The 14,282-nt window shown below is 42.8% G+C and carries 10 protein-coding genes; 4 read left to right on the plus strand and 6 right to left on the minus strand.

Annotation, left to right across the window (positions count from 1 at the left end; all coding sequences use genetic code 11):
- Positions 1 to 232 precede the first annotated feature (232 nt).
- The gene (locus HMPREF9188_RS10310) at positions 233 to 5,356 is read left to right on the plus strand and encodes an SIALI-17 repeat-containing surface protein (RefSeq protein ID WP_009730642.1); all 5,124 of its coding nucleotides are present in this window, start codon (positions 233 to 235) and stop codon (positions 5,354 to 5,356) included.
- Positions 5,357 to 5,425: 69 nt separating this feature from the next.
- Here the strand turns inward: HMPREF9188_RS10310 and mraY are convergent, their stop codons facing one another.
- From mraY to rsmH, 4 genes are read right to left on the minus strand one after another with little or no spacing between them, the layout of a single operon-like run.
- The gene (gene mraY, locus HMPREF9188_RS08785; protein WP_009730643.1) at positions 5,426 to 6,406 is read right to left on the minus strand and encodes a phospho-N-acetylmuramoyl-pentapeptide-transferase; all 981 of its coding nucleotides are present in this window, start codon (positions 6,404 to 6,406) and stop codon (positions 5,426 to 5,428) included.
- Position 6,407: 1 nt separating this feature from the next.
- Complete coding sequence (pbp2x, locus tag HMPREF9188_RS08790; protein ID WP_009730644.1) at positions 6,408 to 8,663, minus strand: penicillin-binding protein PBP2X; 2,256 nt, start codon at positions 8,661 to 8,663, stop codon at positions 6,408 to 6,410.
- Positions 8,664 to 8,666: 3 nt separating this feature from the next.
- A complete protein-coding gene (ftsL, locus tag HMPREF9188_RS08795; RefSeq protein WP_009730645.1) occupies positions 8,667 to 8,984 on the minus strand; it encodes a cell division protein FtsL in 318 nt (105 codons plus the stop codon).
- Positions 8,985 to 8,994: 10 nt separating this feature from the next.
- Positions 8,995 to 9,945 carry a 16S rRNA (cytosine(1402)-N(4))-methyltransferase RsmH gene (gene rsmH, locus HMPREF9188_RS08800; RefSeq protein ID WP_009730646.1) on the minus strand — a complete coding sequence of 317 codons (951 nt, stop codon included), beginning with the start codon at positions 9,943 to 9,945 and terminating at the stop codon, positions 8,995 to 8,997.
- 163 nt (positions 9,946 to 10,108) lie between these two features.
- On the opposite strand from rsmH, the gene HMPREF9188_RS08805 reads away from it, so the two are divergent.
- Genes HMPREF9188_RS08805 through HMPREF9188_RS08815 form a run of 3 tightly spaced genes read left to right on the plus strand, consistent with a single transcriptional unit; the run spans position 10,109 to position 11,207 of the window.
- Positions 10,109 to 10,303, plus strand: a complete 195-nt coding sequence (locus HMPREF9188_RS08805; protein WP_001082467.1) for a helix-turn-helix transcriptional regulator — start codon at positions 10,109 to 10,111, stop codon at positions 10,301 to 10,303.
- Between the two features lie 15 nt (positions 10,304 to 10,318).
- A complete protein-coding gene (locus HMPREF9188_RS10315) occupies positions 10,319 to 10,861 on the plus strand; it encodes a DUF3278 domain-containing protein (RefSeq protein WP_000712407.1) in 543 nt (180 codons plus the stop codon).
- A 10-nt stretch (positions 10,862 to 10,871) separates the two neighbouring features.
- Positions 10,872 to 11,207: a hypothetical protein gene (locus HMPREF9188_RS08815; RefSeq protein WP_009730647.1), complete on the plus strand. Its 336-nt coding sequence runs from the start codon at positions 10,872 to 10,874 to the stop codon at positions 11,205 to 11,207.
- A 110-nt stretch (positions 11,208 to 11,317) separates the two neighbouring features.
- Here HMPREF9188_RS08815 and HMPREF9188_RS08820 read toward each other — a convergent pair whose 3' ends face one another.
- The gene (locus HMPREF9188_RS08820; RefSeq protein ID WP_000412460.1) at positions 11,318 to 12,319 is read right to left on the minus strand and encodes a LacI family DNA-binding transcriptional regulator; all 1,002 of its coding nucleotides are present in this window, start codon (positions 12,317 to 12,319) and stop codon (positions 11,318 to 11,320) included.
- Positions 12,320 to 12,378: 59 nt separating this feature from the next.
- Complete coding sequence (locus tag HMPREF9188_RS08825) at positions 12,379 to 14,280, minus strand: alginate lyase family protein (RefSeq protein WP_009730648.1); 1,902 nt, start codon at positions 14,278 to 14,280, stop codon at positions 12,379 to 12,381.
- Positions 14,281 to 14,282 lie beyond the last annotated feature (2 nt).

Genomic DNA, 14,282 nt, shown 5'->3' on the forward strand with positions numbered 1-14,282 from the left:
AGCTAATTCTAAGCTAGTCTTACAATCAGAATGAACTATGAAATTACGAATAATTCTTCCCCGTCCTCTCTTTTCTCTACTATTTTAAGAAAAAACAATCTCAAATATGTATTCTATATAAATATTATTGACAATCGCTAGCCAACCCAGTAAATTGGATATAAATAGAAATAAATAAAAAGGAACTTTTAACAAAAATGTAAACGATTCCAAAAACATAAAGGAGATTTCTATGGACAAAAGATTTTGGGAGAAATCCTGTCGCTATAGCATCCGCAAGCTGACGGTTGGGACTGCTTCTGTTTTACTGGGGGCCGTTTTTCTAGTCAACCACACTGTAGTCGCAGACAGTGTTGAGGTCAAACAAACTGAACCAACCTCTGTCGAATCTATCACTAAGCCTGATAGTGAATCCAAAGCTGCTGAAGCGACTGAAACTACAAATCCGTCTCTAGCAGAAAGTCCAGTAGTTTCCGAAAGTAAGCCAGCTAACGAGACTCAGACGACAAATAGTCAAGCTAGTGAGGAAGCCATTGTAGAAGCTAAAGAAAATAAGGAACCTGAAAAAGCAGATCAGCCCGTGACAAAGCAAGAAAACTATCAACTCAACTACAATCAACCAACAGCTCCCTCTTATGATGGATGGGAAAAACAAGCCCTTCCAGTTGGGAATGGTGAGATGGGAGCTAAGGTCTTTGGTCTAATCGGTGAAGAAAGAATCCAGTATAACGAAAAGACCCTCTGGTCAGGAGGTCCCCAGCCCGATAGCACCGACTATAATGGTGGGAACTACAAGGATCGCTACAAGGTCTTAGCAGAAATTCGTAAGGCTCTCGAAGGTGGAGACCGCCAAAAAGCCAAACAACTGGCTGAACAAAATTTAGTTGGGCCTAATAATGCCCAATATGGTCGCTACCTAGCCTTTGGTGATATCTTCATGGTCTTTAATAACCAGAAAAAGGGTCTGGATACCGTAACAGATTATCACCGTGGTTTGGATATCACAGAGGCCACTACGACTACTTCTTACACCCAAGATGGAACGACCTTCAAACGCGAAACCTTCTCCAGTTATCCTGATGATGTCACCGTGACCCACTTGACTAAAAAAGGAAATAAGACACTTGACTTTACCCTTTGGAACAACTTGACTGAGGACTTGCTTGCTAATGGTGATTACTCTTGGGAATATTCCAACTATAAGAACGGACATGTCACTACAGATGAACATGGAATCCTTCTAAAAGGTACAGTCAAAGATAATGGTCTCAAATTTGCATCCTATCTAGGAATTAAAACAGACGGAACAGTCACTGTTCAGAATGAGACTCTAACCGTTACAGGTGCAAGCTATGCGACCCTCTATCTCAGCGCCAAGACAAACTTTGCTCAAAATCCTAAAACCAACTATCGAAAAGACATCGACCTCGAAAAAACAGTTAAGGGTATTGTAGAAGCCGCTAAGGCCAAAGACTACGAGACACTTAAACAGGACCATATCAAGGATTATCAAAGTCTCTTTAATCGCGTTAAACTAAATCTAGGTGGAAGCAAGACTGCTCAAACGACAAAAGAGGCCCTTCAAAGCTATAACCCTAGCAAAGGGCAAAAGCTGGAAGAACTCTTCTTCCAATATGGTCGTTATCTATTGATTAGTTCGTCTCGTGATAAGACGGATGCCCTTCCTGCCAACCTACAAGGAGTTTGGAATGCTGTAGACAATCCACCTTGGAACGCTGACTACCACCTCAATGTCAATTTGCAAATGAACTATTGGCCAGCTTACATGAGCAACCTTGCTGAAACTGCCAAGCCAATGATCAATTATATTGACGACATGCGCTATTATGGTCGTATCGCTGCCAAAGAATACGCTGGTATCGAATCCAAAGACGGACAAGAAAATGGTTGGCTGGTCCACACTCAAGCAACACCATTTGGCTGGACTACTCCTGGTTGGAATTACTATTGGGGTTGGTCGCCAGCAGCTAATGCCTGGATGATGCAGAACGTCTATGACTACTATAAATTCACTAAGGATGAGACTTATCTCAAAGAGAAGATTTATCCTATGCTCAAGGAAACCACTAAGTTCTGGAACTCCTTCTTGCACTATGACCAGGCCAGTGACCGTTGGGTGTCTTCTCCCTCCTACTCACCAGAACACGGGACCATCACCATCGGAAATACCTTTGACCAATCACTAGTCTGGCAACTCTTCCACGACTACATGGAAGTCGCCAACCATCTGAAAGTCGACCAAGACTTAGTCACAGAGGTTAAGGCTAAATTTGACAAACTGAAACCCCTTCACATCAACAATGAGGGCCGTATCAAGGAATGGTACGAAGAAGACAGCCCACAATTCACCAACGAAGGCATTGAAAATAACCACCGCCATGTTTCCCATCTAGTTGGGCTCTTCCCAGGTACGCTCTTTAGCAAAGATCAAGCTGAATACCTAGAAGCTGCGCGTGCTACCCTCAACCACCGTGGAGATGGTGGTACTGGTTGGTCTAAGGCCAATAAAATCAACCTCTGGGCTCGTCTCTTGGACGGTAACCGTGCCCATCGCTTACTCGCTGAACAGCTCAAATACTCAACCCTAGAAAACCTTTGGGATACCCACGCGCCTTTCCAAATCGACGGAAACTTTGGAGCAACCAGTGGGATGGCAGAAATGCTCCTGCAATCTCATACTGGCTATATTGCACCATTGCCAGCCCTTCCAGATGCTTGGAAAGACGGTCAGGTTTCTGGTTTGATTGCCCGTGGTAACTTTGAAGTCAGCATGAAATGGAAAGATAAAAACCTGCAAAGCTTGTCCTTCCTGTCAAATGTCGGTGGAGACTTGGTTGTAGACTATCCAAATATCGAAGCCAGTCAGGTTAAGATCAATGGCAAAGCAGTCAAGGCAACCGTCCTCAAAGATGGCCGCATCCAACTGGCAACACAAAAAGGTGATGTCATTTCCTTTGAACATTTCCCTGGTCGCATAACCAGTCTGACAGCAGTTCGACAAAATGGAGTCACTGCCGAACTCACCTTCAACCAAGTAGAAGGTGCTACCCACTATGTCATCCAAAGACAAGTGAAAGACGCGTCTGGCCAAACCTCTGCAAGCAAAGAATTTGTAACCAATCAAACCCACTTTATTGACCGATCACTGGATCCTCAACATGCCTACACTTATACCGTCAAGGCTATGCTGGGCGAAGTTCCTACCCAAGTATCTGAACAGGCCACTGTCGAAACATACAGCGAGTTGATAGACGACCGAGATAGCCGTATCCAGTACGGAGCCGCCTTTGGAAACTGGGCAGACTCAGAATTATTTGGAGGAACTGAGAAGTATGCGGATCTTTCATACTATGACTATTCAGACGAAGATATCACTGCAACCATTCCTTTCAATGGTGTTGGTATCGAAATCTATGGACTAAAATCGTCTGAGCTAGGTCTTGCTACTGCTAAAATTGATGGCAAAGAGGTCGGCGAACTTGATTTCCACACTGCTGGGGCAACTGAAAAAGGTAGCCTCATCGGCCGCTTCACAGGATTGTCAGAAGGACCTCATACATTGACTCTTTCTGTTAAACGCGAGAACAAGGGACGTGGAAATGAACGCTCGAAAATTTCCTTAGACTACTTCAAGGTCCTATCTGGAAAAGGAAGCACAATTGAAAAAATGGATGACCGTGATTCGCGCATTCAGTATGGTTCCCAGTTTAAGGACTGGTCTGACCCTGAACTCTACGGAGGTACGGAAAAATACGCTGACATCAACAGCAGCGACTCTAGTGCAGCTTCAGAAGCTCAGGCAACTATTTCCTTTACTGGTACAGGTATTCGTATCTATGGCTTGAAAACTACCGAGCTAGGTAAAGCACTTGTGACACTGGATGGAAAAGAAATGCCTGCTTTGGATTTCTATACGTCAGGCGCAACTGAAAAGAGAGCCTTTATTGGCGAATTTACAAATCTCACTGACGGTCCGCACACCCTGACATTACGTGTTGACCCAGATTCACCAGAAGGTCGCAAGAAAATTTCTCTGGACTCTTTTGACATCATCAAAGCCCCAGCTGTTGGTATAGATAGTCCAAGTATCGCTCCTCTCAAGGAAAACGACAAAGAAATTTCCTTAACTCTACCATCTGGAGACTGGGAAGCCATCGCTGTGACCTTCCCAGGTGTCAAAGATCCTCTGGTCCTACGCAAAGTGGACCAAACGCATCTGGTTACAAGTGGGGACCAGACCGTGCTATCAATCCAAGACAATCAGGTTCAAATCCCAATCCCTGAAGCTACTGATCGACAAACTGGAAAAGCGATTGAAGCTTATGCCATTCAAGGTACTACCACAAGTAGCCCAGTCGTAGCTGTCTTTACTAAAAAAGATGAGAAGAAGGTCGACGAGAGCCAGCCAACTACAAGTAAGGGAGACGAACCAGCTCCTACTCTTGAAATTCCAGAATACACCGAGCCTATCGGGACTGCAGGACAAGAAGAGCCACCTACAGTTGAAAAGCCTGAATACACTGACCCTATCGAAACTGTCGGAGAAGAAGAAGCTCCAACAGTTGACATTCCGGAATACACCAACCCTATCGGGACTGCAGGGCAAGAGGAACCGCCTACAGTGACAATTCCTGAATACAATAACCCTATCGGAACGGCAGGGCAAGAGGAAGCGCCTACTGTTGAAAAACCTGAGTACACTGATCCTATCGGAACTAGTGGAGATCAGGCCGCTCCAATCCTTACCTTTCCTGATTATCCAGTTCGAGTCTTAAAAGATAAGGAAACTGGAGTGGAAATCATTGGTGGAGTCAGTGACTTAGAAGGAATTTCTCATATCTCTAGTCGACGTGTCCTAGCTCAGGAACTCTTTGGCAAGACCTATGATGCTTACGACCTACAACTGAAAAATCCAACAGATCTTAGCTTGCAACCAAAAGGCTCTGTCATGGTTCGCTTGCCTATTTCAGCTAGCGTAGAAAAGGTCTACTATATTACTCCGACCAAGGAGTTGCAAGCCCTTGATTTCGACGTTCGAGAAGGAAAGGCAGAATTCATCACTAGTCATTTCAGTACCTATGCTGTCGTCTATCAAGCTGCTGGAACAGCCCCTAGTACAGATGAAAAACCAAGTACTTCAGATGCAGAAACTTTGGCACACGAGGCTGAACAACCTTCAGCTAGTCCTAGCCTTGCTAAAGCTGGAAATCATTCTCCTAAAGAACAACTTCCAGCAACAGGGGAAGCATCCAACCCACTCCTCTTCTTAGCAGGCCTCAGCCTATCCCTCACAGCTGCTTTTATGCTCAAAGGAAGAAAAGATGAACCCATCTAACTTTTAACATCACAAAAACAGGATGAAGTTGTTCTTCATCCTGTTTTATTTTTTTATCAAAGGTTATTCTTACAGCAGGTATAATAAGGCTAAGGTCAAGAGACTTGCTAGAAGTCCAACTCCCCAAAAGAAGAAGTCAACCTTCCACTCGCTCCAAGGATTGCCCTTGCCTGAGAATCCTCCAAGTTCAAAATGGTGATGGACAGGTGTCATACGGAAAATACGTTTCCCACCACTAAGTTTAAAGTAGGTGACCTGCATCATAACAGAGCTTGTCTCAAAGACATAGATAATCCCAATCAACAAAAGAGTCCATTCTTGATGGAGCGCCATAGAGATAGCTGCCAGCATCCCACCAAGAGCCAAACTTCCCACATCACCCATGAAGACCTTGGCAGGTTTGTGGTTAAAGACAAAGAAACCTAGCAAGCCACCAATCATGGCAAGAATCACAAGAAGGATATCTAGTTGATTTTGCATATAAGCAATCACACCGTAAGCTGATAAGCTAATCACCACTGAAATACTCGCTAAACCGTCAATTCCGTCAGTCAGATTCACCGCATTTGAAAAGCCAACTAGCCAGAAAAGGGCAAAGAAAATATAGAAAATACCCAGATGTACTTGGTAGCCAAAGACTGAAAGCATGTCGCCACCACGCTCATAAAAGAGGTAGAAAATCACTCCTCCAAGCAGCTGGAGAGCAAGCTTTTGTTTAGGATTCAATCCTTCGTTGATCTTACGGAAAATTTTGAGGAAATCATCCAAAAAACCTACTAAACCATACAAAACCAAGATAAACAAAATCATGCCTACATTGTTGGTCAATTGTTGGGTAAAGAGAGCAAGCAGAAAGCTCACTACTACTGCAACGATCAGGAAGACAAGGCCTCCCATTGTTGGAGTCCCAGCTTTAGCTTGGTGTTGTTTAACATCCTCGTGCATCTGCTGACCCGTAATCTGTGCTTTTCGATAAAATCGGATAAAGGCTGGAATGCCAATCAAGGTCAATAGAAAGGCTAGAACTCCAGCATTAATGGAACTAATCATCTTAATCTCCTAAAGTTATTTTCATTTTTTTGATGTCTTTGAGGGCCGTATTGGCACGGACACTTTGTTTCTTGACCGTTTTGCCACTACCTTCCCACTCGACTTCTATATTTAGCCATTTAGCAAATGTTTGCACATTTTCATCTGTCCAGCCATACATATCAGGCATTTCTTCGACCTTATCAGACAGAATCAAGATTTGCTGATTGGCCTCCAAATTATCTCCTTCAGAAACCGAGAGCTCCTTGATCTTGGTTCCTGTTCCGATAACGATTGGTTGGACAAGGTTACGACGCAATTCCTCTGCTAGGTCACCCGGAGTAAAGTCCTTGGTAGCTAGCATAGCATAGCTTGTCGTCTTGCTGACCTGATCTAAGCTCTTGGCTGTTGACTGAAGATTGAGGGATTCTTTCATAGCAGAAGCTCGCTCAAGGATTGGGTTGGCAAACTCTCCCAGCTGAACACCCGAATAATGCTCTGGCTGTTGCACCGTCACATAGAGGATAAAGTCAGGGTTTTCTGCAGGATGCATCGACACAACAGAGAAGATATAGTTGGTTTCACCTGTAAGGTAACCCCCATTCTTCTCATCGGCAATCTGAGCAGTCCCTGATTTCAGGGCGACATTCTGACCTGGAACATTGACATTCGGCTTTCCTATGCTGTGGTTGTACATGGTACCGTAGACAGGATCTGTTCCGACCATGACCATGTGCTCCCGAGTAGAGGACGCTGCTGCTTTTGACACAGGATTTCCAACAATTTCCTTTTGAGACTTACGGACAGACTGGTCATTTGGATCATAGAGGGCACTGATAAATTTCGGTTCCAACATAACCCCATCATTGGCAATAGCTGTAAAGGCACGAAGCATCTGGGTCTGGGTGACAGAGATCCCTTGTCCAAATGCACTCATGGCAATATTGACAATGTTATCAGCAGGTAATTGACCTGTGTACTCATCTGTCAGACCAAAACGAGTCGGTACCCCAAATTTAAAGCGATTGAGATAGTCCAGCCAGGTTGCATCTCCCATCTTTTGCTCAAGCAAGGTCATCCCGATATTACTTGAGTGGGCAAAACCTTGAGAGAAGGTCATGGTGCCACCACTAGTCAATCCTTCATTGACGTCCCAGTCTCGAATGGTCGCATCTGCTATTTTCAATTCACTACTGTTAAAGTATTCCCCACCAGGGAAGGTATTGTTATCAATGGCTGAGGCCAACATCATCACCTTCATAGTTGATCCTGGCTCGTAGTTACTTTGATAAAGAATGTCTCGCCAGACAAAGTCTTTCGTGATGCCATCCTTGGTATCGGCATTGAAGGTCGGCCGTTGGGTCGTAGCCAGAATTTCCCCTGTCTTAGCGCTGACCAAGGTAGCCGTCATATACTTGCCTTTTACCTTTTCCTGGAAGGCATCCATCTGCGTTTCCATAAAGGATTGCAAGGGACTAGAAAGGGTTGTGTACACATCCTTTCCATCTACCGTTTGTTGGGAAGCTTGATCTGTACCCGGAACAATATTTCCCAGACGATCCTTCTCATAGGTAATGATCCCATCTGTACCTGCCAGAATGCTATTTAAGGAACTCTCCAAACCAGATGTTCCAATCAAGCTCTTGGTGCCATCCTCATTTTCATGGAGCTGTGCTAAACCGATAAAGGAAGAAGCAAACTGACCATTGGGGTAACTACGATTAGGGCTGGTTGTAAAGTCAACCCCCTCGACACCAGCAGTTTTGAGGTCGTTTTTAATGGCCATCATATTGGCATAGGTAATCCCATTTCCCTTGGTACCAAAGGATACCTGTTTTAGATCTGGCTGAGAAAGCTGTTCTTTGACATAGGACTCCTCCATATCCAGATACTTATGGAAAATTTCAGCTACCTTATTAAATTGAGAATCCTCTACATAGAGAATTTTGCCTGTTGCTGACTTGTAGGTCTTGTCAATAACAGCATAGATATTATATGAAGTCGCATCTTCTGCAATAGGCGTACCATTACGATCGTAGATGGTCCCCCGCTTGGCTGGAATCGTCTTGGTTGTTTGGTGAACCTTGTTTGCTTCTTGAACCAAGTCCTTACCAAATTTTTTACCCGTTCCGATAATGACCGCAAAGTTGACCAAAAAGACAGCGAAGAGTATGACAGCCAATAAACTCAGGCTTTTCCCTACTCTTCGGCGGTTTTCTTCTGGAGATTTACGGTTACGGACGGCATAACGGATGATTTTTTCTTTCCACTGTTTCATTTCTTACTCCGTTGCTCGGATATTCTCGTTATTCAGCTGCAAATCCTTGGAGTTTGCAATCTCTTTCAAACGTTCTGAACGAATCAATTCATTGACCTCTTGCTTGGCATCGTCGAGCTCTGTTTTCTTTTCTTCGATTTGAGCATTGACCTTGGTCAATTCATTCTGAACTTGTAATAGCTTGGTCTGCATAAACACAACGCTAACTGCCAGGATAATCATTGTTGTAGCAATCGAAACATAGAAGGCCTTTTCCACACGTGAAAAACCTTTAAACTTCGTTTGCAATAACTGGCTTGTTTTTTCGATTCTTTCTGCCATGTTTTTCCTCTTACTTGTGAATTTTTCTGGCCACGCGCAACTTGGCTGAATGCGAACGGTTGTTGGCTTCTAGCTCTTCGGCACTTGGCAAGATTGGCTTACGGGATACCAATTCCATCTTAGGCTTAAGATCGTCTGGAATGAAGGGCAAGCCTTTCGGAACTTCCACTGTTGAAGCCTCCTTAAACAACTGCTTGGTCAAGCGGTCTTCCAACGAATGGAAAGTAATGACTGAGATTCTACCATCCAGAGCCAGCATGTCCATGGCCTGCTGGATGGACTCATCTGCTGCACCTAGCTCGTCATTGACTTCGATTCGGATAGCCTGAAAAATCTGCTTGGCAGGGTGCCCCTTTTTCTTGAGTTCCTTGGCAGGTTTGGCAGACTTGATGATCTCTGCCAACTCAGTCGTCGTCTCGATTGGTTTCACTTCACGCGCTTGCTCAATCTTACGCGCAATCTGTTTAGAAAACTTATCCTCGCCATACTTGAAAAAAATCCGAACCAAGTCATGATAGTCATAATGATTGACTACCTCATAGGCTGTCAGACTAGCTTCCTGATTCATCCGCATATCCAGTGGCGCATCCTTTTTATAAGAAAAGCCACGCTCACGCTGATCTAGCTGAGGACTGGACACTCCCAAGTCATAACAAATTCCATCAATTTCCTGGACACCAGCCTCCTGCAAACGTGCCTGCAAATGACGGAAGTTATCCCTGATAAAGGTTACCATCCCTTTTTCGATATAGGGTGCCAACCGTTTTTGCGCATTGTCAATGGCATTCTGGTCCTGGTCAAAGGCATAGAGATGCCCTTTTTCGCTCAATTTACTTAATAAATATTCGCTATGGCCCGCACCTCCCAAAGTCGCATCAACGTAGATACCGTCAGGTTTTACGTCAAGCATATCAATCGTTTCATGAAGCAAGACCGTTACATGATGAAATTCTTTTGTCATATCTTATCTATTTTACCACAAATCCGACCAGCTTGCACTTGTCAGACGAGGCTAAGTTTCTTCGAAAAAAATTCCCCCAAAAAATGTCATATATACTTGACGCCTCACCTCCAAAAGAATATAATATAGTCAAATATATGCGACATATCAAAAAGGAGACCCTATGAATCGTGTCAAAGAATTCCGCAAGGAACTGGGCATTTCTCAGCTCGATCTCGCCAAAGATATCGGTGTCTCGAGACAGACCATCAACATGATTGAAAACGACAAGTACAATCCAACCCTGGAACTCTGTCTCAATCTCGCCCGCAGCCTCCAAACTGACCTTAATAGTCTCTTTTGGGAAGACGATTTTTAAAAAAGGAGCAAACAAATGAAAAAAGAAACTCTCACTGACAAACTTATCAAACGCATATACGGTATTTCTGGTCCCCTCGACGAACACAAACGGCGCGAAGCCGATCGTATCGGGAATCAGGTCTTTATTGTCCTCTTTTATCTGATGACATTTGGCAATCTCATTCCCTTTGTCCTTGCTTATAAATACCCGCAAATTGTCGCTATTGGTTATCCTCTCGTGGTGTTTGGCATTTCGATGATGGCTGCCCTCTATGTGGTCTCCCAAACCAAGAAAACGGGCATCACAGCTATTGATACCGAAATGTTAAGCCAAAAAGAAAGCAAACAGCTACATTTTCCTGGTCTAAGAGTCGGTCTGATCTATGGCATAGCGATATTTTTTATAGTGCCACTCATCGATACTCTAACAAGTGAAAATCCAAATTTCATCAGTTCTCTTCTGAATTCAAAACATATTTTAAAAACTATACTGGGAGCGTTCTTTTTTGGACTGATGATGCAAATTGTTGTCTCTCTTCGCATTCAAAAGGCAAAGAAAGACCAAGAAGACGACTAGGAGGTGCCTTATGAAATCACTAGCTAGACTACTGATCATTCATGTTTTTATCAGTATTTTCCTTTCCTTCGCTCTTATTTCAGGAGCTGTTTCTAATACAGTTTTAATACTATTACTCCTCTTTCTTCCTGTACTCAATAAAGGACTTGAGAAAATGCAATCAAAACGGGTACCTATCCTCAACGCTGCCCTCTTCTTCCTCCTTATATCCTTTCCACAACTTTTAACCAACCCTGTCCAATGGAAATTTTCAATATTCCTAGTCATAACCATTATTTCAAGTTTGGCCTACTTCTATAACTTTTATCAAGTAGTTAAAGAAGGAGATCGAAAACAGTTGATTTAGGAGATTACTCCCATAATTTCTCATTTTATAGACAAATAATCCCATCCAGCTCATGCTAGATGGGATTATTTTATTTCTTAACAGAGGTTGCAAGTCATTTCCCTTTCATCTTAGAAAGTCGACTCTTTCCAACTCACACTACAATCCAAGACTTGTTGCCTTTCTTCTTGATTGCGGCCTTCAATCTGGTCAATCAAAATCTTTGTAGCCTGTTGTCCTTCTTCAAAGGCGGGCTGAACCAACGTCGAAACACTTGGAGAAGAAAAGCAAGTCCACTCCGTATTGTCAAAACCAATCAACCCAACTTGTGGCAAGTTATAATTCAACTCTTTGATAACGGTAAAGACTAGAGGTAGGGCCCAACAGTTAGGGACAAATACCAGAGTTTTTTCATCGGGATTGATTTCTTTTTGTAAAAATTCCTTAATTTGTTCCAAATTCGTATGCTTATCTTCAATGGTTAGACTAGCGTGGCGCATATTAGCATCTGTTAAAGCATCCACAAAACCACTTGCCCGCTCAATCCGAGTACTCAAACGACTCGTATCCGCTGTAATCAAGAGAAAATGCTCATAACCTTTTTCGATACAGGACTGGGTCATGTCATAAACGGCATCATAGTTATTGGTTTTGACCCAGCTAGTCCGGTGTTCATAGAGCTGACTATCAAAAAAGACCATTTTCTTCTTTTTCTCATCGATAATACGAGAATATTTTCGGAAATTAGAGGTCGGCTGAATAATAAATCCGTCTACTCCCAAGAGAAGCATGCTTTCAATATACCTGTCCTCACTCTCTTGGCTGTAATTACTATTTCCTATCATTACCTGGTAGCCATTCTGGCTGGCGATATCCTCAATTCCCTTAACAATTTGGTTTGAGAAACTGTTGGTAATATCACCAATCAAGACACCAATTAATTTTGTTCGTTTGGAGTTTAAGCTACGCGCAACAATGCTCGGTTTGTAATTTGTTTCATGAATAACTTTTTCAATCTTTTCACGTGTCTCTCGGGACATTTTTTCATATTTCCCGTTTAGGTAAAATGACACGGTTGTTTTCGAGGTCTGAGCCATTTCTGCAATGTCTTTTATGGTCAGTTTCTTCTCCAATCTAAAACACCTCCTACTAATACTTATTATAACATATTCACTATTCAAAACGCCTATTTCTAGCACTGCAAGCGAATCATTCTCTCATTTATTTTATCATATACTAGACATTTTCCACGCATTTTTGTTCCGTCAACGAGGCACAATTTTTCACCTATACAAATATCCTCGCTTAATAACAGAATCAGCTTGTCTGTTTCGTCATTTTTCACTTCAAAAGCCAGAGCATTTTCTACTTCATGACCATCTGTCTGGTAGACAGAATGACGGGTGATTTCAAAACTCTCATGCGCAATGATGGTATAATCCAGCATCTGATTCTCAAAGAATTGGTGTTTCGTGAGTTTGCTACTTTTTTCAAGCTCATTGTATTTAGGAGAAATAATGGTATCTTCCAAATCAAAATCAACTTCACTCCATAGTTTCAACTGATTGATTTTCCCATCTTGATAGGTCACATCCTTGTCAAGGATAAACTGAGTCAACGACTCATGCTGACCTTGACACCTGATGTCATCTACCAAGAGCCACACATCCTCTGCCAACATGAGGATTTTTCTCCTGTGAAGATAAGGCAAATCAGGTTCTGCTGACCAATAAGCCCCCTCAATATAATGCACTCCCTCCCTTTCTTTATGGTGACAAAACAGGGAGTGAGGATAGTATTCATATTCCCAGGATCCCGTGATTCTTTCCGGAGCTTTCCCATCTACAATGCAGGTTGAATGACTCCAAGCACTCTTTAAGAGATAACGTTCATCTATCTCCCGATAAGAATAACGCCCAGCATCTATGAAAATCGGTTGGCCTTGATACTGTAAGCAAAAACTATTCTCGTCACTATGGCTATGGGCACTTCCCAGCGGACCGTTTTTGAAAAATAGATAACGATGTTCAGCCTTAATGCAGACATGTCCAGAGTCTTCAAAGATCATAAACTTAGGCTGCCAATCTCTCTTTTCAAATTCCTGCAGTCGCTTGACCTTTTCTCGCCCCAGGAACAAGAGGCTAAGCAAATCGACTTTAACATCCAGACCGTTAAGAAGGTCTTCCTTGTTCAAAACTACAGCAGACAAGCTCAAAATTTCTGTCGTTTCTGTAGAATCACTATCACCAAAAGCTAAGGTCCGTCCATCTAGACCTGTCATCATCTGAATGTAAATCGCCATCTTTTCCAGCAGCTCTTGAAAGCTATCTTGCAAGTCTGGAAGCAAGAGACACAAGTCCAGCAAGGCTTTATAAACCTCTACATGATAGAGAATCGACTGTTCAAACTGGCTTCCATCTTCTAAAATCTGCGTCTCGATCTGCTGTTTCAACTCCTTTGAAGCAAAATAGTAAGCTTCTTCTAGGTCCATCTTATCTGAAAAGAAATGATAGATTGCAAGTATCGGAATCGTTTGTAAAATCCCCCAGTTACTAAGGGTGTACTTGGCGCGATAGTGGCTTTTCATAAAGTCAATCTGCTTTTCTAGACTGACTAAAATTTTCTCTAGTTCTTGCTCCTCTAGCAAGTCAAATTTCAAGAGGAGCAAGAGTAGTTTCAACCAAGTAAAGGAACGAATACCCGTATCCAAGGTTCTAGTCATCAAAGATTGAGGAGAAAACTCTCTCACCTGCTCAATCCAATCAAATAGAAAGAACTTGCACTTTTGAATATAGCCCTTATCTCCTTCTACCAGATACCCAATCATAAACTGCAAGAGATATTCTTGTCGATTGAGCATATAAGCCCATTCTGGATCATCTTCAAATACTTGATACCATACCATTGGCTGGATTTGATGGATTTTTGAACAAGGCTCCATATCCCAAGGACTATCAAACATAAAACGATTGTCCATCAAGCGTTCAAGGGAACGCTTGACTTTCTCATAGTCTTTTGAACAGTGGGACAAGATATAATCACGATATTGATCCCCATCAATTCTTTCAAAAAATTGTCTTCTTTCTTCTTTCATTA

This window comes from Streptococcus sp. F0441 (assembly GCF_000314775.2).
Taxonomy (GTDB): domain Bacteria; phylum Bacillota; class Bacilli; order Lactobacillales; family Streptococcaceae; genus Streptococcus.

What these genes read in the sequence shown, in the direction of transcription:
- mraY (WP_009730643.1), bottom strand. Translation starts at nt 6,406, where the DNA reads ATGATTAGTTCCATTAATGCTGGAGTTCTAGCCTTTCTATTGACCTTG.
- HMPREF9188_RS08815 (WP_009730647.1), top strand. Translation starts at nt 10,872, where the DNA reads ATGAAATCACTAGCTAGACTACTGATCATTCATGTTTTTATCAGTATT.
- rsmH (WP_009730646.1), bottom strand. Translation starts at nt 9,945, where the DNA reads ATGACAAAAGAATTTCATCATGTAACGGTCTTGCTTCATGAAACGATT.
- ftsL (WP_009730645.1), bottom strand. Translation starts at nt 8,984, where the DNA reads ATGGCAGAAAGAATCGAAAAAACAAGCCAGTTATTGCAAACGAAGTTT.
- HMPREF9188_RS08825 (WP_009730648.1), bottom strand. Translation starts at nt 14,280, where the DNA reads ATGAAAGAAGAAAGAAGACAATTTTTTGAAAGAATTGATGGGGATCAA.
- HMPREF9188_RS10310 (WP_009730642.1), top strand. Translation starts at nt 233, where the DNA reads ATGGACAAAAGATTTTGGGAGAAATCCTGTCGCTATAGCATCCGCAAG.
- HMPREF9188_RS10315 (WP_000712407.1), top strand. Translation starts at nt 10,319, where the DNA reads ATGAAAAAAGAAACTCTCACTGACAAACTTATCAAACGCATATACGGT.
- pbp2x (WP_009730644.1), bottom strand. Translation starts at nt 8,663, where the DNA reads ATGAAACAGTGGAAAGAAAAAATCATCCGTTATGCCGTCCGTAACCGT.
- HMPREF9188_RS08805 (WP_001082467.1), top strand. Translation starts at nt 10,109, where the DNA reads ATGAATCGTGTCAAAGAATTCCGCAAGGAACTGGGCATTTCTCAGCTC.